General features: G+C 39.5%; 14 protein-coding genes and 3 pseudogenes. 15 read left to right on the top strand and 2 right to left on the bottom strand.

The genetic code is table 11. The features are described from left to right. Positions 1 to 86 (top strand): annotated as a pseudogene (locus FTU16_RS14290) (IS5/IS1182 family transposase); the annotation flags it as partial. Positions 87 to 92: 6 nt separating this feature from the next. Here FTU16_RS14290 and FTU16_RS14285 read toward each other — a convergent pair. Then, on the bottom strand, positions 93 to 1,244 hold the full coding sequence (locus tag FTU16_RS14285) for a hypothetical protein (protein ID WP_180163514.1): 1,152 nt from the start codon (positions 1,242 to 1,244) through the stop codon (positions 93 to 95). A gap of 171 nt (positions 1,245 to 1,415) precedes the next feature. Between FTU16_RS14285 and FTU16_RS14280 the strand changes: the two genes are divergently transcribed. Continuing rightward, entirely contained in the window at positions 1,416 to 1,973 is a 558-nt protein-coding gene (locus FTU16_RS14280; protein WP_180163513.1) for a GNAT family N-acetyltransferase, read from the top strand. A 247-nt stretch (positions 1,974 to 2,220) separates the two neighbouring features. Here the strand turns inward: FTU16_RS14280 and FTU16_RS14275 are convergent. Next, a pseudogene (locus tag FTU16_RS14275) lies at positions 2,221 to 2,541 on the bottom strand (pyrimidine/purine nucleoside phosphorylase). Between the two features lie 656 nt (positions 2,542 to 3,197). Between FTU16_RS14275 and FTU16_RS14270 the strand changes: the two are divergent. The 13 genes and pseudogenes from FTU16_RS14270 (at position 3,198) to FTU16_RS14210 (ending at position 21,257) form a co-directional block, all read left to right on the top strand. Beyond that, the gene (locus tag FTU16_RS14270; RefSeq protein WP_180163512.1) at positions 3,198 to 4,070 is read left to right on the top strand and encodes a MetQ/NlpA family ABC transporter substrate-binding protein; all 873 of its coding nucleotides are present in this window, start codon (positions 3,198 to 3,200) and stop codon (positions 4,068 to 4,070) included. 74 nt (positions 4,071 to 4,144) lie between these two features. Next, on the top strand, positions 4,145 to 5,170 hold the full coding sequence (locus FTU16_RS14265) for a methionine ABC transporter ATP-binding protein (protein ID WP_180117642.1): 1,026 nt from the start codon (positions 4,145 to 4,147) through the stop codon (positions 5,168 to 5,170). Then, entirely contained in the window at positions 5,167 to 5,862 is a 696-nt protein-coding gene (locus tag FTU16_RS14260) for a methionine ABC transporter permease (RefSeq protein WP_078188742.1), read from the top strand. The genes FTU16_RS14265 and FTU16_RS14260 overlap by 4 nt, the downstream gene beginning before the upstream one ends. 371 nt (positions 5,863 to 6,233) lie before the next feature. Then, positions 6,234 to 6,740, top strand: coding sequence for a hypothetical protein (locus FTU16_RS14255; RefSeq protein WP_218955656.1), 507 nt, complete (start codon positions 6,234 to 6,236; stop codon positions 6,738 to 6,740). 129 nt (positions 6,741 to 6,869) lie between these two features. Beyond that, the gene (gene dnaE, locus FTU16_RS14250) at positions 6,870 to 10,442 is read left to right on the top strand and encodes a DNA polymerase III subunit alpha (RefSeq protein ID WP_180163511.1); all 3,573 of its coding nucleotides are present in this window, start codon (positions 6,870 to 6,872) and stop codon (positions 10,440 to 10,442) included. A gap of 51 nt (positions 10,443 to 10,493) precedes the next feature. Next, positions 10,494 to 11,336 carry an RNA methyltransferase gene (locus FTU16_RS14245; protein ID WP_078193553.1) on the top strand — a complete coding sequence of 281 codons (843 nt, stop codon included), beginning with the start codon at positions 10,494 to 10,496 and terminating at the stop codon, positions 11,334 to 11,336. Beyond that, positions 11,329 to 12,138, top strand: a complete 810-nt coding sequence (cysE, locus tag FTU16_RS14240) for a serine O-acetyltransferase (protein ID WP_180163510.1) — start codon at positions 11,329 to 11,331, stop codon at positions 12,136 to 12,138. The genes FTU16_RS14245 and cysE overlap by 8 nt, the downstream gene beginning before the upstream one ends. Positions 12,139 to 12,243: 105 nt before the next feature. Continuing rightward, entirely contained in the window at positions 12,244 to 13,158 is a 915-nt protein-coding gene (locus FTU16_RS14235) for an ABUW_2363 family tetratricopeptide repeat lipoprotein (RefSeq protein WP_180054454.1), read from the top strand. A 167-nt stretch (positions 13,159 to 13,325) separates the two neighbouring features. Next, entirely contained in the window at positions 13,326 to 15,293 is a 1,968-nt protein-coding gene (locus tag FTU16_RS14230; protein WP_373683904.1) for an esterase/lipase family protein, read from the top strand. A 250-nt stretch (positions 15,294 to 15,543) separates the two neighbouring features. Beyond that, positions 15,544 to 16,745 (top strand): annotated as a pseudogene (locus FTU16_RS14225) (GGDEF domain-containing protein). Positions 16,746 to 17,055: 310 nt separating this feature from the next. Further along, entirely contained in the window at positions 17,056 to 19,686 is a 2,631-nt protein-coding gene (gene mutS / locus FTU16_RS14220) for a DNA mismatch repair protein MutS (RefSeq protein WP_180163508.1), read from the top strand. Between the two features lie 386 nt (positions 19,687 to 20,072). Then, a complete protein-coding gene (gene fdxA / locus FTU16_RS14215) occupies positions 20,073 to 20,396 on the top strand; it encodes a ferredoxin FdxA (protein ID WP_004651686.1) in 324 nt (107 codons plus the stop codon). A gap of 138 nt (positions 20,397 to 20,534) precedes the next feature. Continuing rightward, a complete protein-coding gene (locus FTU16_RS14210; RefSeq protein ID WP_180163507.1) occupies positions 20,535 to 21,257 on the top strand; it encodes a D-Ala-D-Ala carboxypeptidase family metallohydrolase in 723 nt (240 codons plus the stop codon). Positions 21,258 to 21,342 lie beyond the last annotated feature (85 nt).

Below are 21,342 nucleotides of genomic sequence, written 5' to 3'. Positions count from 1 at the left end.
GAATTGCCACAAGATACGATAAGCTAAAACGTAACTATCAAAGCGCTGTTGCTTTAGCTTGTATATTTATATGGTTGCCTCTTTAGCTCAATTTATCGGCTGTAAATGTCAACACACCCTAATTTTTCAGTTAAATTATCTTTGTAGCTAAAATAGATAATATCCACTCCATTTGCTTTACTGAGTTGAAGCTTTTCCTTATCCCTTTGCTTTGTTCTTTTTAAACCTTCTTCTCCACCAAATAAGTTGACAGCAAGATAGTGTTGTTGCCCTTGGTACTCAATCGCTAAATTTAGCTCAGGGATATAGACATCAAACCTTTGTCTATTCAACCAACTTGGTGATGCTTCTCTTTGAACCGTGTATTGAGGAAATAGCAGATTGATATAGTTAAATAATAAGGTTTCATTAACCCACCTTTCACCTATACGTGCAACACCTTTTAACTCTCTAATATGGTTTTCCGCATCCCTTTCACTGATACCTTCCTGAAATGCGTATTTAGCAATGTAAGCGCCATATTTAGCTTTAAAAGCCGAGCCATACATTTTGTGGCAATAGATTAAATCTGAATTGATATTGGTGCAGATATGGCAAATCGAAACTTTAACAGATTTATGTTCTAACGCATTTTTAAGGTGAGTGTGGCGTACAGCCAACCCAATCTGATTTTGGGCAAGAGCATCCTTAAAACATGAGCAAAAGAAACTTTCTCCTGTCATTTTGTTATAGAAAGTCTGCCGCCACTCATAAAAGCCTAATTTTGATGGTAATAAACTTTTTGGTGGTGTCATTCGTGAATAAAGCTTAGTTAATAATGCTTGTGGAAATTCAACGGAAAGAAGCTGTATTGATGTTTTGTTTTTGGTTTTCATTTTTGTATTTTTAATATTGTACTTCCTAGTTATTCCTCCTCCATAAAGGAAATCACACAATATAATAAATGAAGGTAGTTTAACTTCCGTAACATCCAGATCTATGTCCTTATCACTGATTAGCTCAAATTGAAGATAAGGGATTATCATTTTCCCTTTGTCTATATACTCTTTCAGTGATAAGTGATCATCATAGTATCCAAATGTGTAATTCTGCTTTATTTCAGTTATTGAGATTGAATCCGGAGTACTAAAAAAGTGAATAAGAGCTTCATATAAATCTTCAAAAACTGTTGTTTTTTCCCGCCCAAGATTTTCTTGGCATAATACGAGAAATTCATCCTCTGAAAATTTGTATTGCAACTCCATATTTACTCCTTATCAACTAAATATATGTAAAAGCCTATTAAGATTAGTTCATCAAATCAAATTACATCTCCCCCAAATACTATTCACTTATATCAATTCCATCATCATGTACACTATAAATTATTTACATTAGTCTCAGTAAGAAAACACCCATACAAATTAATATTTAATATGCATATTTTTATCCAAACCCCTCGCCTTATCCTCCGCCAATGGCAAGACTCCGACACTGCCCCATTTATCCAAATGTGCGCAGACGAAGACGTCATGCGCTATTTCCCCAAAAAGCTGAGTGCTTCTGAAGCCACTGCGTTTATGCAGCGCCTACGTGATGCAATAGAAACACGTGGTTGGGGTTTATATGCCGTCGAGCTTAAAGCCACAGGCGAATTTATTGGCTTTATCGGCTTACACGTACACCCACCTGAGTTTGAAATAGCCGATGCACCTGAAATCGGCTGGCGACTACTACCGCAATATTGGCATCAAGGTTATGCCACCGATGGAGCAAAAGCTGTACTCAAACATGCTTTTAGAAACTTAAGACTAGATAAAGTTATTTCCTTCACTGCAAGTTTGAACACACCATCAGAACGTGTCATGCAACGCATAGGTATGCATAAAGTACGCGAGTTTAATCATCCGCTTGTACCAGCAGAACACCCATTAAACCGTCATGTGCTGTATGAAATACAGCGTAGTGATTATTTGCACATCCCCTTTTGCTAATTCAATAATTATTCACGGCAAAACTAAAGTACATTAACTCTGCCAAACAGTGGCTATAAATGATGTTAAAAAGCTTAATTTTAGTCACCGCAGGATTTCGTATAAGACAGCAAAATCATTCATGTAATCATATAAAAAACCCCGCTAAATGCGGGGGTTTAAACTCTAAACAGATCAATTACTATGGCTTTGGAAGTAAAAATCATAAGTCACAATGCTAAAGCAACTCCAAACTGTTTAAGCATGCTCAATCAAAATGGCATACATAATCAATGACATCAGTACATTGCACTTTAAAAATAGAATCTTGTGGAACAATAAAGCTTTCGCCTGACGTATATTGAACAAACTCGCCCTGCTCGCCAATTTGCACAACACACTGCCTCGATGTGATTTCAACACGTTCTTTCACATGCGCCTCAAACGTCATGGGTTGCTCTGATGGCAAAAATACACCGATGGTTTTTTGACTACCATCTTCCATTTTTTAAACATGGCTCACCGATCTACCACCATAATGAACCGTAGGCTTTTTTACAAATGAGACGAAATCAAACTGATTTAACATAGCGTGCCGCACATAGCAATTTATTATGATCAATTATTAAGCAGTTTATCTTAAACGCTGTAGCGGATTCAATCTTCCTCAGATTTAGATCTAAGATTTTGAAAAACCATGAATCAGAGTTGAACTTCAAATATATCAATAAAGATTTCAATGCAAATTAGATTGAAGCACTTCGTTATTTTCACATATGAATGTTACAAATTTTGTGTAAGACAGGACTTATTTCATTTTTATCATTTTTTCAGCAATACATTTTAAAATTTGTTATATAGACCTAAACTTATACAAATGACGCACTTAAATAGTTTAATTATAAATAATATATTGTTTTTACTTATTAAATTATTTAATTAAACATATTCCATATACATTTTTGGTGCTAAGCATAACTTTTTAAATCACTATATTGAATAATAAAAAATTGATATGATGCCTAGCGAAATATAGAGATTTGCTTTATTAAATCTTTTGTTTACAGCAGCTTGCAATGGCTATCTTTTCCCATTTGGAAATAGACTCAGATCTAATTGTATAAGTGTGTGTAGCATTTTAAATTATTAAGCATCTATCAGCCTGTCTGATAAAAGACTTAAGTAAATCTCTCCATAATATGATTTGTGAATTTATTAATTTTATAAATTTACTCGGGTGAATATATGAAAAAGCTCCTAGGATTAGTTCTCGGTTTATCTGTAGGCCTTTCAGGCTGTGGTAAACAAGAAGCTCCTGCAACTGACGCCGCACAACAAAAAAACACTGCAGAAGTGCAAACTGTTACCATGGCTTCGACTGGTTCAGATGCTGATATTTGGCGCTATATTGCTACGCTTCCTGAAACCAAAGAAGCTGGCATTAAACTTGAAGTGAAAAACTTTACTGACTATGTGTCTATGAACACTGCTGTAGCGAACAAAGAAATTGATGTTAATGCATTCCAGTCATATGCCTATATGGTTGCGTTTAATGACAACAATAAAGATAAAATCGCACCGCTTTCGACTACTTATTTAGAGCCAATGGGTATCTATTCAAGCAAAGTCAAAAAACTTGAAGAGTTCAAAACAGGTGCAACAATCGCGATTCCAAATGATGGCGCAAACGAATCACGTGCATTGTTGCTACTTCAATCTGCTGGCTTAATCAAACTTAAAGCTGATTTTGACGATGTAAAAGGCACACCTGCTGACATAACTGAAAATGCGAAGAAAATCGTAATCAAACCAATTCAAATGGCGACTGCTGTCCGTGTTAAAGACGAAGTTGATGCGATTGTTTTGGGTAATACCCTTGCGATGGAAGGTGGTTTAAACGTACTGAAAGATGCGGTTTACTATGAGCCAATCGACCAAAGTACAAAAATGAACGTGAACATTCTTGCTGTTGCTGCTGACCGTCAAAATGACCCAGTTCTACAAAAAGTAGGCGCGCTTTATCACACTCCAGCAGTTAAAGCTTACATCGATGAACATTTTGGTGGTACTAAAATTGATGTAAATAAACCAACTAGCTACCTCACTGAAGCAAAATAGTAATATAATTTCTTCAAATAAACAGGCAAAGTTTACTTTGCCTGTTTTTTCATTTCTGAACCTTTTTTGACGCTATGATCCAATTTAAAAATATCTCCAAGCATTTTGAGCTAAAAGGCCAAACCGTTACAGCACTGGATCAGATTAATCTGGACATTCCAGATGGCTGTATTTTCGGTCTAATTGGCTACAGTGGTGCAGGCAAAAGTACCTTAATCCGTTTAATTAATTTGCTAGAACGTCCAAGTGAAGGGCAAATTATTATTCATGATAAAGACTTTACTGCTTTAAATTCGGCAGAGCTACGTCAAGAAAGAACCAATATTGGCATGATCTTCCAGCACTTCAATTTACTGCAAACCAAAACAGTTGCAGAAAATATTGAAATGCCGCTTAAACTTTTAGGTGTGTCTAAAGCTGAACGCCAAAAACGTTTAGAAGAGTTGCTCGAATTTATTGACCTAAAACATAAGAAAAATGCCTATCCAGATGAGCTCTCTGGTGGCCAAAAACAACGTGTCGGGATTGCCCGTGCGCTTGCCAATCATCCTAAAATTTTACTGTGTGATGAAGCAACATCTGCTCTCGATCCGCAAACCACCAAGTCGGTATTGGCGTTATTAAAGAAAATCAATCAAGAACAAGGCATTACTATTGTCATGGTCACCCATGAAATGGATGTGATTGAATCTGTTTGTGATTATGTTGCGGTAATGGAACAAGGGAAAGTCATCGAACATGGCTCAACCTTAGAGATTTTTAGTCAGCCAAAACACAATACAACCAAAAATTTTATTCAAACTGTATTGCAGCAACAGCTCCCTGTTAATATTTTAAATAATCTAGAAAATCAAAACCATAACAGTATTTATTGTTTAAAATTTCTGGGCAGTTCGGCACAAGAAACTGTCATTCAGGCGGTAATTAAACAGTTTGATATTAGCCTGAATATTTTGTTTGCCAATATGACTGAAATTAATGGTGCGGTGATTGGACAAATGTTCGTTCAGCTATTAGGTGATGCAGCATTGATTCAACAAGCGGTGGCGTTCTTAGAACAACATGGTGTTGAAGTCACTCAAGCAGGAGTTCAGCAATGAGAGATTTAATTGTTCAATGGCTGACTCAAATTACAGCACCCTTTTGGAAAAGTTCTTTGTCCATGGATCAGTTCGTCACTGCCCTACAAGAAACTTTTCACATGGTGTTCTTTGCCATGCTCTTTGGCTGTATTTGGGGTTTTATCCAGGCCGTGATTTTATATGTCTCACGTCCACAAGGCATTTTGCCTAACCGTGTCATCTACCATGGTTTGAACCCGATTGTGAATGCGCTGCGTTCATTGCCATTTATTATCCTCCTGATTGCAGTCATCCCTTTGACCAAAGTCATTGTGGGTACTTCAATTGGTACTTGGGCTGCAATTGTTCCTCTCACAATCTATGTTGGTCCTTACATTGGTCGTCTGATTGAAACTTCGTTGCTTGAAGTGAATGACGGCATCATTGAGTCTGCTCAAGCGATGGGTGCATCTCCGCTGCAAATCATTACTAAATTTGTCCTACCAGAGTCTCGTAGCTCTTTAATTTTAAACTTAACGACTGCAACCATTAGCTTAATTGGTGCAACAGCCATGGCGGGTGCAGTAGGTGCAGGCGGTATCGGTGATCTTGCCATTTCTTATGGTTATCAACGTTTTGATAGTAGCGTGGTCATCATGACCGTCATTGTATTGTTGATTTTGGTACAAATTGTTCAAAGTCTGGGGGACTGGTTATCAAAACTGCGCTAAGCCTGCATAATTCATATATTTAAGCTCTCCTCGGAGGGCTTTTTAGTTTCTTAGATTCTAAAATTTAGTTTTTAATGCCGCAATTAAACCAAAATTTTTTTTAGTTTTAAATTATTTTGACGGCAAATTAGCAACACCATAAAATTTAAAATATAACCTTCAATATTACGTTTACAAAAACTTGAATGAGTACAAAATATCAAAAGAACAGGATTTTATATTCCCCATGCAAACTACACTGCCAGCACAAATTTTCCGCTTAAATTTTTTTCACAACGGGGATATTCATCACTTCTGCAGCATCTGCATCCATTGCTGATTATGACTATGTCACTAGTATTAAGGCAAATGATGTTGACTTAGCCTTACCCTTGCCTGCATCAAAAGCAAATGCATTTATCAGCAAAAATCCAGTAAAGCTTAAATATGAATATTCAGAATGTGCCGGCAATACTGAATTTCATGTCACATCAAAAGGTAAATTTCTAAAATTTGAAATTTATGCTGAGGACAATCCTCAAGTTAAAAATGATTCATTCTATAAAAATAAAAGCAGCTTCGCCCAACTTGGACAAACCAAAGGGGATGTTTGGATGGAATGGGATAAATCCACTCAAATAGGCGATAAAATTCAAATTGGGTCAAAACATCTGACAAGCCAATATGACTATCAACAATTTGTAAAAGACTTTACCAAAAGTGCAAAATTAGCCAATCCAAATGAAGTTGCATATGTGATTTTACTCTCACCGACTCATGCAAAATCCGTGCTGAAAGAGCCGCATAACTATGATTTACCCTATATCGGCAATCTAGCCTTCAACTTTAAAAATAGCAAATTAACTGCCTTTTCAGTGAATCAAGGTATTGCTTGCTAAACCGTGATTGTCATACAGCGTTTATTGCTTAAACAGTGAATTTATAAATCTGCATAAAGCCATGCAATAAACGCAAGTTTGATCTCAGAGCATGCTAAAATCAGCAGCTGTTTTCGCAGGGACTCATCTATGCACTTTGTACATCTTGGTATTTTTACAGAATTTTCCATTACTGAATCTATTGTACGTATACCTGATCTTGTAAAAGCTGCAGCTGCAGATGAAATGCCCGCTCTGGCCATTACTGACCTTTCAAATCTACATGCTGCTGTAAAATTCTATAAAAAGTGCTTAGATAAAGGCATTAAACCCATATTTGGTTCAACCATTCGTTTGAATGATGCTGAACACAAAGCTACTCTTCTAGCGATGACCAATAAAGGTTGGCGCAGTCTAACAGAGTTGGTTTCTGAAGGTTATATTTCAGGTCAACAGCTTGATATTCCTTGCGTAAAAAAAGATTGGATTTTAAATCAACACCAAGACTTGATTGTTTTACTGGGTATGCAAAGTGATGTCGGCAAAATGCTTTGCTCTTCCAACCCGCAAAAAGCTGAACCACTGTTAGCTGAATGGGTCGAAAAATTTGGCAATCGTGTTTATCTAGCGATTACACGAACTGAGCGCTCGGGTGAAGAAGACTTTATTCACGAAGCAGTAAAACTTGCGAAGAAATTTAACATTGGTGTGGTTGCTCATAACGATGTGCATTTTATACGTAAAGAAGATTTCGAGGCACATGAAGCACGCGTTTGTATTGCCGATGGCTATGTCCTCGGTGACAATCGTCGCCCTAAAAATTACAGTCCTGAACAGTATTTTAAAACTGCCGAGGAAATGACGGAGCTGTTTGCAGACATTCCAACGGCTATAGAAAATACCTATCACATTGCGCGACGGTGTAATGTGTCATTACGTTTAGGCTTCCATGACCTTCCCGATTATCCAATTCCTGAAGGCCATACAATTGACACCTATTTTGAACATTTATCAAAAGAAGGTTTAGAAGAACGTTTAGCGCATTTGTACCCTGTCGAACAACGTGGTGACGACTGGCCAGAAATTCGTAAGCCTTATGATGAACGTTTGGCTTATGAAGTCGGGATCATCCTGACCATGCAATTCCCAGGTTATTTCCTAATTGTCATGGACTTTATTCAATGGTCTAAAGGTAATGGCGTGCCTGTTGGTCCAGGCCGTGGTTCGGGTGCAGGTTCCTTGGTTGCCTATAGTTTAAAAATTACTGACCTAGACCCACTACGTTATGACCTACTGTTCGAGCGTTTCTTAAACCCTGAACGTGTATCAATGCCCGACTTTGACGTCGATTTCTGTATTGCAGGTCGTGACCGTGTTATTGACTATGTTGCACGCACTTATGGTCGAGATGCGGTCTCTCAGATTGCAACTTTCGGTACCATGGCGGCAAAAGGTGCAATTCGTGACGTAGCGCGTGTCTTGGGTAAATCTTATGGTTTGGCTGACCGTATTTCTAAAATGATTCCGACCAAGCCTTTAGGTTTAAGTTTGGAAGAATCCATTGAGGCCGAACCACAACTCAAAGACATTGTCACCAATCCATCTAACCCAGATAACGACGATGCAGCCGAAATTTGGGAAATGGCACTCAAACTTGAAGGCATTACCCGTAACACAGGTAAACATGCCGGTGGTGTGGTTATTGCACCAACTAAGTTAACTGACTATTCGGCTGTCCTATGTGATGCAGATGGAACTAACCGTGTAGCCCAATTCGATAAAGACGATGTGGAAGCTGCAGGTCTAGTTAAATTCGACTTCTTGGGCTTACGCAACTTAACGGTAATTGAAGATGCCATTAAGCACATTAATGCCCGTCCAGATATCACTACACCTGTCGATATTTCCTTAATTCCTTTGGATGACAAACCTGCCTATGCTGTGTTCGCAGATGCAAATACCACTGCGGTCTTCCAGTTTGAATCCGTCGGCATGAAAAAAATGCTGAAAGAGGCACGTCCAAGTAAGTTCGAAGAAATTATTGCTTTCGTGTCTTTATACCGTCCAGGCCCGATGGATCTGATTCCTGACTTTATTTACCGTATGCATGGTGGCGAGTTTGAATACTTACATCCATTACTAGAAAGTGTCCTTGAACCGACATACGGCATTATGGTGTATCAGGAACAGGTAATGCAGGCAGCGCAGTTCTGTGCTGGCTATAGCTTGGGTGGCGCGGATTTACTTCGTCGTGCCATGGGTAAAAAGAAAGTCGAAGAAATGATTAAGCACCGTCAGATCTTTACTGAAGGTGCTGCAACCAAAGGTATTGATGCAGATACGGCCAACCATATCTTCGACTATATGGAAAAATTCGCAGGCTATGGTTTTAACAAATCCCATGCCGCTGCCTATGCCCTTGTTGCATATCAAACTGCTTGGTTAAAAGCACATTTCCCTGCTGAATTTATGTCAGCGGTAATGACTTCGGAAATGCAGAATACCGATAACGTGGTGTTCTTGATCGATGACTGTCGTATTAATGGTCTCGAAGTCTTGCCACCTTCGGTCAATATGTCTTTATATAATTTCCATGCCAGCGATCCAAAAACCATCGTATATGGTTTAGGTGCGATCAAGGGTGTCGGTGAAGCTGCCATGCAGTCTGTGATTGACTCACGTATCCAAGATGGTCCCTATAAAGACCTGTTCGACTTCTGTCATCGTATTGACCTGAAAAAAATCAATAAACGTACCCTTGAAGCATTGATTCGTGGTGGCGCACTGGATTGTTTAGGATTAGAACGCGCTGACTTGATGGCGCAATTGCCAGAAGCTGTACAAGCGGCTGACCAAGCCCGTACAAACCGCGAAACAGGGATGATGGATTTATTTGGTGAAGTTGAAGAAGTTCAGCGTAAACCTTCTAAACCTGTTAAACCGTGGTCAGATGAAGTTCGTCTTAAAGGTGAAAAAGATACTCTTGGGCTTTATCTAACAGGTCATCCGATCGATGTGTATCGATCAGAGCTAAAAGCCTTTATTTCACAGCGCATTAATGAGCTTACGCCTACACGACGTGGTGTCACTACAGTATTTGCAGGCCTAGTAGTCGATGTTGCCAACTTCCCGAACCGCATGATGGTAACGCTCGATGATGGTACAGCACGTATTGAAGTGTCTGCGAATCACGAACGTTTTAACCGCTTCAAAGACGTGATTCAAAACGAAAAAGTGGTGGTGATTGAAGGTGAAATTTATGAGCGTGAAGGTTTTGACCGCCCAATGGGTCGTCTAACCAAAGCCTTCAGTCTGAATGAAATCCGTCAAAAACGTGCCAATGCGATTCAAATCAAATTAACGCCTGAACATTTTAGTAAAACGCTCTCACGTGATATCCAAAATATTCTGCTGCCTTTTTGCAATGTTGATATGTGTACGCATATTCCTGTGCAGTTATATATTGACTACCCATATGCGACGGCTGACATTCATTTGGGCTTAAACTGGAAAGTTGCCCCGCTAGATGAGCTACTGTCTAAGCTGCGTGACTACTTTGGTAAAGAATCTTTGCATGTTGAATATCATGTCAAATCCAAAGCAGCCAAAGCGGTGAGTTATGAACAAGCCTCTATTCCTGCGCAGGTTCCTCCACCGCCAGATGGAATGAGCATGGATGATGCCATGGATTTATACCAAGCTGAAGCCAATCAATTTTCTTAAAGTTTAAACGCTGTTTGAACTGCTTTTTTAAATAAACATATTGGAAATATCATGAATCAAACTGACAATGCTGCGGTTTCAGCACATCTCTCCCATGTGCGTATTGTCATGGTGAATACAACATTACCCGCAAATATTGGTAGTGCATTACGTGCCATGAAAACCATGGGACTTTCAAAGCTGGTCTTAGTTGCACCTAAGACTTACCCGCATCCAGACATTAATGCCTTGGCTGCCGGAGCTGTCGATTTAATAGATCAAATTGAAATTGTTGAATCATTAGAAGATGCTATTAAAGATTGTCATATTGTCTTTGGGACCAGTGCACGTAGTCGCACCATCCCATGGCCACTGCTTGACGCTCGCCCTGCTGCAGAAATGTCTCTCAAAGCGGTCTGCGAACAACAACAAGAAATTGCCGTAGTATTTGGCCGTGAAGACCGTGGTTTGACCAATGAAGAATTGGCAATGGCTAACTACCATGTCACTATTCCAGTGAATACTGAATATGGCGTCTTGAACGTTGCCCAAGCGATTCAGGTAATTTGCTATGAAATGCGTATGGCTGCCCTTGCACATACTGAGTTAACTGCAAATCCTGATGCCAACATGCATGTTACCGATGACATCGATATGGAATGGGATGAACCTTTGGTGACCCATGAAATGATGGAACAGTTCTACCCGCATATTGAAAAAATGCTGGCAGAGATTGAATTTATGGATCCAAAAAATCCAAGATTATTACCTTTACGCTTGCGTCGCCTATTTGGACGTATACAATTAGATCGTATGGAATACCACTTATTACGTGGCATCTTTAGCCGAGTACAGGCTTTAAATAACGGAACATGGAAAAAATCTACAGACAATGAGGATCAATCTAATGCTTAAGCAGCTTAAAGAAGATATACAGGCTGTATTCGCGCGCGATCCTGCTGCACGAAATACGCTCGAAGTCTTAACGACTTATCCAGGAATTCATGCCTTGATCATGCATCGTATGGCACATGAACTTTGGAAAAAAGAGTGTAAAGGTTCAGCTCGCTTATTGTCTTCTTTTAGCCGCTTTGCCACAGGCATTGAGATTCATCCGGGTGCGAAAATCGGTCGTCGTTTCTTCATTGACCACGGTATGGGTGTGGTGATTGGTGAAACAGCTGAAATTGGTGATGATGTCACCCTTTACCATGGTGTGACCTTAGGGGGCACAACATGGAACAAAGGCAAACGTCACCCAACTTTGGAAGATGGCGTAGTGGTTGGCGCTGGTGCAAAGATCTTAGGTCCATTTACGGTGGGTAAAAATGCCAAAGTCGGTTCAAATGCCGTCGTGACTAAAGAAGTTCCTGCAAATACTACTGCTGTGGGCAATCCAGCACGCTTTATCACCAAAGATAGACCAAAAGATGAAGCGGAAACACGTCGTCGCGATTATGCAGAAAGTATTGGTTTCCAACCGTATGCTGCAACACAAGACCAAACTGACCCAATGTTAGAAGGTATGCGTGTGTTGTTAGATCGTATTCAGCACAATGAAAAACGTATGAATAATTTGTGTCAGCGTTTGTCTCTCCTTGACCCAACGTTCAAAAAGCAACAGCTCAATGAACAACCTTTTAGTCAGGAAGAACTTAAAATCATTGAAGATGTGCGCCGCGAATGCGAAGCTCAAAGTAATCAATCTAAAGCTTAACCAAAAGCAATCATAATAAGTTGCCTTTAACTTGCATGTTGTTCAGAGTTTTTTTAGACTGACCAACGTGCTTTTTTGTATAAAATAAATTAATGGATGAATCATATGACGCTTAAGCCCTTGGCAGTTGCTTGTATTGCTTTAACCCTTGCCGCTTGTGGAAGCGCCCCAACTAAAAATAATGCTCCTAAAGATGCCATGATTTTTGTAGAGCCTGAACTGACTCCACCGTTCTACGCACTCAACCCATTTAACTACGATGCACCACCTCCTTTTGAATTAAATTTACAAAAAGCTGCAGCACAGCCTGTGACTAAGATGGTGGTAACTAGCCCGACCGACCCATCTAAACAACTGACACTTGAAGAAAACCGTCTGATTATTCCAATTGTAGACAGCAAAGTACGTTCAATGAAATTTGCTGCTTTAGCGGGTGATAATGAAATCGACATTACTGAAATTGATGATTTCTTACAGCTTGTTGAAGGTAAAGCACGTCACTATCCACCTCGTTTTGTTCAACGCCAAGAACGTAAAGGGTTTGAACTTAAACTTAAAGAAGTGACGCAAAAATTAGATACCCTTGCATCTAAAGACAACGCTTCTTTTGATGTTTTAGTTCGTGCATTTAAAGCCAGTGTGATGGCACGTAACCTTGATTTGGGTTCTGTATACACCACTAAATCATTAACTTATGCACAGCGTATTTTAAAAATCAACCAAGATGATGCTGAAGCAAATTTCTGGTTCGGTTTCGGTTTATCTGAAGGTGGTGGTCAACGTGAAGCGATTCCATACTTAGACAAAGCAATGAAAGCCGGTGTTCAAGAAGCGTATCTTTCTGCAGCAAATAACTACATTGCCATGGAACAAAAAAAGAACGCCATTCAGGTTTTAAAGAACTATAAAGTGAAATACCCACAAGAAGGCGAAGTCGCTGACCGCTTAATTCAAGAAATTGAAAAGCAAGGTCGCTGGAATGTTTGGCAAGTTTTAAATCCACCTAAAGCTGCGTCTTAAATCAGACGATTTAGAAAATTCTTTTGAAAAAAGACCGTTTTAACGGTCTTTTTTCATTTAAGGCGAATTGAAAATCCTGACAATTATCGTATGATTTGAAAATATTCAACCCAATGTGCGACCCCTTTATGCAGCTAAATACTAAAACAATACTGCTCCTTGGAATCATGAGTACCAGCGTACTGAGTGGATGTCAGGTCGTCAGTGTCAAAAACCAAAAACTCAACGTTTCTATTGCCAATGAACGTGAAAGTATTATTTCTCGAAACAAACTCAGCGAAGCCAGTTTAAATGTCTTGTCGATGACAGGTCGTGAAGCCAAAGCGTGTATAGAAGACCCGAAAGCCTGTGTTGATGAACTACAACAGATCCCTCAAATTCAAGATGAACAATTATTGTCTACGGCAAGTGAATTATATTTAGCCAAAGCCATCGAATATGAGTCTTCTTCAGCCTGTAAATTAGGTCTTCTCAGTAGCCACAAATCAGAAGAAAAACAAAAAATTGAACAAGACACTTATAACAAATGTTTAGATCAACAGCTGACGCTACTGGATAAAAGTATTCGCTATAGCTACGCCTATATGTTTAAAACCAAACGTGCGCCTGCTGACCGTATTTTTGATAACCGCCAAGTTCAAATCCGAGATTTCTATAATCAAGGGATTGCTAAACTGGTTAGCAGCTATGCACTACGTTATAAACTGCAAGAAGTCACCCAACAGATCAAAGTCGGACAAACCACCTATCATATTGACTTCAGCCATTACCCAGAACTCAAAAATCGTAAAATTGAACAATTGATGTCAACCTATAACCTCAACTTCTCAGGTTTACGTTCAATTACCCGCCGAGATGGTTTTGGTTCCGAATTCCTTGTGGTTTTACCCGAAGAACATACAGTTGAAACAGGCAAAGCCAAATACATTATCAACCCAATAGATTTTAAATATCCGTCTGGTTCAAACCCCAACATCCATCAAGCGCGCTATTTAGCTGCAACCTTAACAGCGGAACCTGTAAGCACCACAACTTCAGTTGATCAAATTTTAAATCAGCATGAGTTTCAAATTAAGGCTTACGACCCGTACAAATATGAACAGGTCAATATTGCCAATAAAAACTATGCCCTTGCAGCCAATTTTTCTGCACCTTATGGTCTTTGGTTAGCACAAAACAACTTGGGCAAGGCAGCGTATTTATCCCTAATTGACCGTGATGAAAAACTCACGATGCCACATTTATACATGCTTGAACCATATAATCCTGACAAAAAAGTCATCGTTTTGGTACATGGTCTTGCTAGTAGCCCTGAAGCATGGATTCGTCTCACCAACGATATTATGGGCGATTCTGTGCTACGTGAGCATTATCAAGTGTGGCAAGTGTTCTATTCAACCAACATGCCGATTATTGAAAGCCGCTTCCAAATTTATTCCATATTGACTCAAACTTTTAATAAAGTCGACGCCAATGCTGCAGCTAAAAAAGATGCGGTTTTAGTTGGTCATAGTATGGGCGGAATTATTGCACGACTACTGGTTAGCCAAGCGGATACCACGCAATCTGCTTTGAAAATGATGAACTCACGTCAATTAAATCAGTACCGCAATATTCCAGTCGTGAAGCAGCGTATGGTAATTGACGATATTCCAAATTTCAGCCGTGCGATTTTCTTGGCTGCACCGCATCGTGGTACTGAATACGCAGATCGTTGGTTTACCAAAGCTGCTCGAAAAATCATTAAACTTCCGGGCGCTTTCTTATCAGCCATGGGTGATGTGTTAACTCAGGAAGAAGACCTGAAAGATTTATTCCGTGAAATCGACCACGGCTTAATCCAAAATGGACCAAGTGACTTAAGCCACCAATCCAAATTTATTGCGCTCACTGAAGATATTCAGCCACGTATAGGTTTGAAGTTTCACTCAATTATGGGAAATAACACCAACAGCCAAGATAAAAATGTAATTTCAGATGATGTCGTGCCATACACCAGTGCGCATTTAGAGGGTGCTGTTTCAGAAAAGATCATTAAAGGTGGTCATTCAATTCAAGAAACCCCAGAAGCTGTACTCGAACTACGCCGTATATTACGTTTGCATTTGATTGAACTTGGCCTCTATAAACCATAATCCAATACAGCATTTAATTTGATCTACATATTTTAAAACCGATCTCAGGATCGGTTTTTTTCATTTCTGCATTTACTTGAATATGCCAATATTCACATAATTATTATATAAGCCTTTATTTTTTAATCATTTTAAAACTCAAAATCACTTGTTAAATTTTATACAAATCTTATATTAGAGATAAATACGGGTTAAATATAGACAAAAAAGTTGTGCACATATCCTAAATTTTTTATGAGCATATCGAATTATGAAATTAAAAGGCTCAAAGTTACTTCATCGGGATGAAATTGAGGGTTTAATCAAAACTCGATTAAATAAAGTTTATTTTACGCCAAATTTAGAATCCATTTATCAGCCGCTCTACCGTGATGAAGCGGCGAAAGAATTTCGTTTTCGCGGGATCATTATTTTTCTCCTGTATGCCCTGTTATGTTCGGGGATTTATCAAGTGATCCCTGCGGGTCATGACGCAGTTTTATGGATTTCTCTGTACATTTGGGTGGGGATTATCATTCTGAGTGCATGGGTTTTATCTTTTGTTCCGCGTTTGAACCGTTATTTTGATGCTTATACTTGTTTAGGCTCGATGTGCGCTGTTGCGATCACATTTATCATCATTACCATGATTGGTAATTATCACAATGATGCGCTATTACATGCTGCCATGATGTATACCGTGGTCATCATCTATGCCTTTGTTGGTATGCGTTTTTATACTGCCGTGGTTGCGGGTTGATGCGGTGGCTTGATTGGATACATCATTACCAAAGCTTTTGATTTTCAAATTGACTGGACGTTCTTAAATCGTACATATACCTATAGTAGCTTTCTGGGTATGGCGATTGCCTATGTAATTGACCGTCAACACCGTGAAAATTTCTTGCAAAATTGCATTATTGAACTGCATCAAAATGAAATGCAAAAGCAATCTGAACAATTGAAAAAAATGACAGAGCATGACCCACTGACTGGGCTAGCAAACCGTCGTCCGTTATAAGGAGCTTTAGAACAGCTATGGCATTATGCCCTACGCCATCAAAAGCCTTTAAGCATCATGGTGATCGATATCGATTTTTTGAAAATTAAAATGATCATTTAGGACATCAGGCGGGTGACATCTGCCTGACCCAAATTGCAGAGGTCTTATCTCAAATTACCAATAGAAGTGGTGAATTGGCCGCGCGCTATGGTGGCGAAGAGTTTTTACTCCTCTTTCCGATGTTAACTGAAGCTGAGATTGAACCTTTGGCAGCCGATTTATTACGCCGTATTCAATCTCTCGAACTTCCACATCCGGCCAGCCATATTTCCAAATTTGTGACGATTAGCATCGGCGCGGCAACGATCATTCCATCTGAATCTGATCAAATTCAAAAATTTATATTGGCTGCCGTTCAAGCGCTTTACCTTGCAAAAGGCAGTGGTCGAAACCAATACCGATTAGCGTAGGCTAAAGCGCAGCTTGATATTTGAGTCAGTCTATTGCTTTATGAATTTATCCATTGTTGAATTTACACACAGACTTTTTAGCGTTTATAAATAATATTTTGACTGCTTTTTTTACATGCAGGCAAACCTTTTCTGGCATTTTCCTGTCACTTTTTTTGCTAGAATCAGCAACACGATTTGTTAACGTACACCTGTGGTTTTGAATGAAGAGACAAAATAAATATAAGGACTTTTTCTAAATCCAATTTTCATCAAAACAGTGTTTTTCGTTTAGCAGCGCACAAATTTTTATTTTAAGGTATTTCGTTTCATGCAAGCTGATAATTCCAAAGTTGACCTTTCAACCCTGACCCCGATGATGCAACAGTACATGTCAGTCAAAATGCAAAATCCGCATTCACTGATGTTTTATCGGATGGGTGATTTTTATGAGCTCTTTTTTGAAGATGCGCATAAGGCAGCAAAACTTTTAGGAATTACACTAACACATCGTGGTAAAGCCAATGGTGAGCCTATTCCTATGGCGGGTGTCCCCTACCATGCAGCTGAAGGCTATTTAGCCCGCCTTGTAAAAAAAGGTGAAACGGTGGTGATCTGCGAACAAATTGGTGAAGTAACAGGTAAAGGTCCAGTTGAGCGCGGCATTGTTCGTATCATTACCCCGGGAACATTAACAGACGATGCACTGATTGCCTCTCATCAAAGTTCAAATTTAGTCGCGATCTGCTTACAACAAAATCAGATCGGGATTGCTTTACTAGACCTCAGTGCAGGTATTTTCAAAGTTCAGCAAATGGACTATCAGCTGGAACAATTAGCAATCGAACTTTCGCGTTTAATGCCGAGCGAAATTTTGATTGATGAAGATCTCATTGATCCGAATATTGTTGAGCAAATTAAACGTCAATTAGACTGCCCTGTCACTAAACGTCCAAACGTCGACTTCAATTTAAATAACGCACAAAAAACGCTGTGTGACCAATTTGCAGTTGCCACACTTTCAGGTTTTGGTATTGACCATTTACCTTTGGCGAAAGCTGCCGCAGCGGCTTTGATTCACTATGCAAAAGTGACTCAAAAAACTGCTTTACCACATATCCGCAGCATTCAACTCGAACAAAGTAGTGATTTCGTGGCGCTCGATCCCGTCACTCGTCGTAACTTAGAACTGATTGATCCCCTATTTGAACATGGTACTTCCCTGTTCCAACTAATCAATGATTGCCAAACTGCGATGGGTGGCCGTCTATTAAGTCGTACCTTAATGCAGCCTTTACGAGATACCGCTTTATTGGATGCACGTTTAGATGCATCACAAGCGATGCTTCAAGGCTATCATGAGTCTCCGATCCGCTTAGTTCTCAAAGAAGTTGGTGATATTGAACGTGTGCTATCTCGTGTAGCTCTCGGCAGTGCTCGTCCACGAGACCTAGTTCAGTTACGTCAAACTTGTGCACAAATTCCCTATCTTCGACATGCACTTGAACCGATCATTCAGTCACACCAATCTAAGCTGATCGCTCAGTTAAATGATGAAATGGGGGATTTTCACGGCTTACATAAGCGTCTCATGTCTGCCATCGTAGAAAACCCGCCGGTGCTTTTACGTGATGGTAATGTGATTGCTGAGGGCTTCGACACTGAACTCGATGAACTGCGTAAAATTCGTGACCATGCAGGACAATTCCTCATTGATCTCGAAATCAAAGAGCGTGAACAAACCGGCATTGCAACCTTAAAAATTGGCTATAACCGTGTCAGTGGCTACTATATTGAACTCACTCGAGCGCAGGCTGAGCAAGCACCTGATCATTATATTCGCCGCCAAACCCTAAAAAATGCGGAACGCTACATTACCCCTGAGCTGAAATCTTTTGAAGATAAGGTGCTTTCGAGTGAGTCACGTGCATTAGCGCGCGAAAAAATGCTTTTTGAACTATTACTCGATGAATTACGTGCAGATATTGGCAACTTACAAATGATGAGCGCAGCTATAGCGCAAATTGATTTATTGGCCAATTTTGCCCATCAAGCTCGATTACGCAATTGGTCACGTCCTGAATATAGCCCTGAAGTTGGGATCAAAATCAAAGCCGGACGTCACCCTGTTGTGGAATCGCTGAGCAAATCGGCATTTACCCCAAATGATACCAGTTTGGACTTTAATCACCGTATGGCGATTATCACAGGGCCAAATATGGGCGGTAAATCAACCTTTATGCGCCAAACTGCCTTAATCAGTTTATTGGCCTACTGTGGTAGCTTTGTCCCTGCCCAATCTGCCATTTTAGGGCCTATCGACCGGATATTTACCCGTATTGGATCTGCCGACGACTTGTCTACAGGCAAATCAACCTTCATGGTGGAAATGACTGAAACCTCTCAGATTCTTCATCATGCAACCAATCAATCACTGGTACTGATGGATGAAGTTGGGCGTGGTACGAGTACCTATGACGGTTTATCTTTGGCGTGGGCATGTGTGCTCGATCTCACCCGTCGCATTAAATGTTTATGCCTATTTGCAACGCATTATTTTGAGCTAACCGAGTTAAGCAGAGACGCCAATATCGATAACTATCATGTGACCGCTCGTGAGTTAAATGGCAACCTGATCCTATTGCATAAAGTTCAACAAGGTCCTGCGAGTCAAAGTCATGGTCTACAGGTGGCAAAACTTGCGGGTATTCCAGCGGCAGTAATCAAAGAAGCGCAAAATCGACTTCGTATATTAGAAACTCAGCAAAAACAGCAACTCAATACGGCTGTACAAACCGATCTATTCTCGGCACTAGCAGAGCCTGAAGTCATCGAACGTGTGGTTGAAGTTGAAAAAACATCGCCCGTACTTGATGCCTTAGCAGATATAGATATCGATAACTTAAGTCCACGTGAAGCACTGCAACAGCTTTACGCCTTAAAGGATTTACTTAAGATCTAATTAAGCAGAAATGCTAGATGAGATATGCAAAGAGCACCTATGAAGGTGTTCTTTGCATTGACTCCATTCAAACGCGTAAATTAGTGAATGTTTGCTATCTACTACTGCGGCTATTCAGCAATAAATTGATAAAAAATTAATGTTGTTAAATGTTTCATGCTTAAAATACACATTAAAAATATTGTTCGATAAACAGATGTAATTTAATCAGTTTTTTGAGTATGATTCTCATTCATTGTGAAATTTACATAAATTGTTCAGTTTTTAGTGATTTTAACAGCACTGCATATAATAATTATCAATAAAAGGAATTGTTAGTTACCCTATTTTTTGCCTAAAATACACCATTAGTTTATTAGAACCATATTTTTTAGGTAGCTGTCGCCATGACCTTTGTTGTCACTGAAAACTGTATTAAATGTAAATATCAAGACTGCGTAGAAGTTTGCCCTGTTGACTGTTTCTATGAAGGTCCAAACTTCCTTGTTATTAATCCAGATGAATGTATCGACTGTGCGCTATGTGAACCTGAGTGTCCAGCTAACGCGATTTTCTCTGAAGATGAGTTACCTGAAGGTCAAGAAGTATTTATCGAACTTAATACTGAACTTTCTCAAAAATGGCCGAACATCACTCAAATTGGTGATCAACCTGCCGACCGTGAAGAATGGAACGGTAAAGCTGATAAATTACAATATCTTGAAAAGTAATTTTACGCTTTCATGAAAAGATCAGCACATGCTGATCTTTTTTTATACTTAAAACACACATTTCATTGCAAATTATTCAAATTTTCTCAATCAAATTGGATTAAAATAGAACGAGTTTATAAATTATTGATTTCTATAATGAAGCATTTACTCAAGGGATTATTGTCCGTTGCAATATTCCCTCTTGTTTTCATTGGTTGTACGACTACACCACAAAAACAAGGTCACACTATTACAACTCCCGACGGTAAACGTATTTACATACCTCAAGAAAAAGTGACGACCATCAGACAAGCCCCGCCTAAAGTGGTGCCTTATGCATACAACTCATGGGTCGCTTCTGTTGATAATTTACGTCGCGTCCGAGACTATGAAGTCTTTTTAGAGAGAAATGGTGTAGGCAATATCATTCCATCATTTGAGTTGATGCGTACTGCACGTGACTGGCAAAAATGTGGACGCTCAGAATATATGGTGCCTAACCGTGAATTATGGCAAAACCAAATTGCAACCTTACGTGTCTTTAAATATTTAGTTGCTGCCAATATCTTAACGGACTTTGAAGTGACTTCGGTTTATCGTGATTTGCCTTTGAACCAATGTGCCGGTGGTGCAAGTTCATCTCGTCACTTATACAACTCTGCGATTGATTTCCGTATTGGACCTGCGTATCCACAGCCCGAAGACTATAGTTATATTGAAAATACCAAGTTCCGTTTATGCCAATTTTGGTCACAACATGGGCAAAGCCTCAATATGGGCCTAGGTCTATATGCCAGCGGACAAATTCATATTGATACTCAAGGCTACCGTACTTGGGGGCCTGATCACTCAAGTCGTTCATCAATGTGTAATTACTAAAACATTACATTGTCATACCAAGACCTCTTCGGAGGTCTTTTTTGTGCATAAAATATACAAATACAGAACAATAAATTGCGATGTT

This window comes from Acinetobacter sp. YH12069 (assembly GCF_013419675.1).
Taxonomy (GTDB): Bacteria; Pseudomonadota; Gammaproteobacteria; order Pseudomonadales; family Moraxellaceae; genus Acinetobacter; species Acinetobacter amyesii.
Note: the sequence above shows the minus strand (reverse complement) of the source record. Positions and strands in the feature narration are given on the sequence as shown.

Coding starts and splice junctions, on each gene's coding strand:
- FTU16_RS14265 (WP_180117642.1), top strand. CDS start 4,145: ATGATCCAATTTAAAAATATCTCCAAGCATTTTGAGCTAAAAGGCCAA.
- mutS (WP_180163508.1), top strand. CDS start 17,056: ATGCAAGCTGATAATTCCAAAGTTGACCTTTCAACCCTGACCCCGATG.
- FTU16_RS14230 (WP_373683904.1), top strand. CDS start 13,326: ATGAGTACCAGCGTACTGAGTGGATGTCAGGTCGTCAGTGTCAAAAAC.
- FTU16_RS14280 (WP_180163513.1), top strand. CDS start 1,416: ATGCATATTTTTATCCAAACCCCTCGCCTTATCCTCCGCCAATGGCAA.
- FTU16_RS14260 (WP_078188742.1), top strand. CDS start 5,167: ATGAGAGATTTAATTGTTCAATGGCTGACTCAAATTACAGCACCCTTT.
- FTU16_RS14210 (WP_180163507.1), top strand. CDS start 20,535: ATGAAGCATTTACTCAAGGGATTATTGTCCGTTGCAATATTCCCTCTT.
- fdxA (WP_004651686.1), top strand. CDS start 20,073: ATGACCTTTGTTGTCACTGAAAACTGTATTAAATGTAAATATCAAGAC.
- FTU16_RS14245 (WP_078193553.1), top strand. CDS start 10,494: ATGAATCAAACTGACAATGCTGCGGTTTCAGCACATCTCTCCCATGTG.
- FTU16_RS14235 (WP_180054454.1), top strand. CDS start 12,244: ATGACGCTTAAGCCCTTGGCAGTTGCTTGTATTGCTTTAACCCTTGCC.
- cysE (WP_180163510.1), top strand. CDS start 11,329: ATGCTTAAGCAGCTTAAAGAAGATATACAGGCTGTATTCGCGCGCGAT.
- FTU16_RS14270 (WP_180163512.1), top strand. CDS start 3,198: ATGAAAAAGCTCCTAGGATTAGTTCTCGGTTTATCTGTAGGCCTTTCA.
- dnaE (WP_180163511.1), top strand. CDS start 6,870: ATGCACTTTGTACATCTTGGTATTTTTACAGAATTTTCCATTACTGAA.
- FTU16_RS14285 (WP_180163514.1), bottom strand. CDS start 1,244: ATGGAGTTGCAATACAAATTTTCAGAGGATGAATTTCTCGTATTATGC.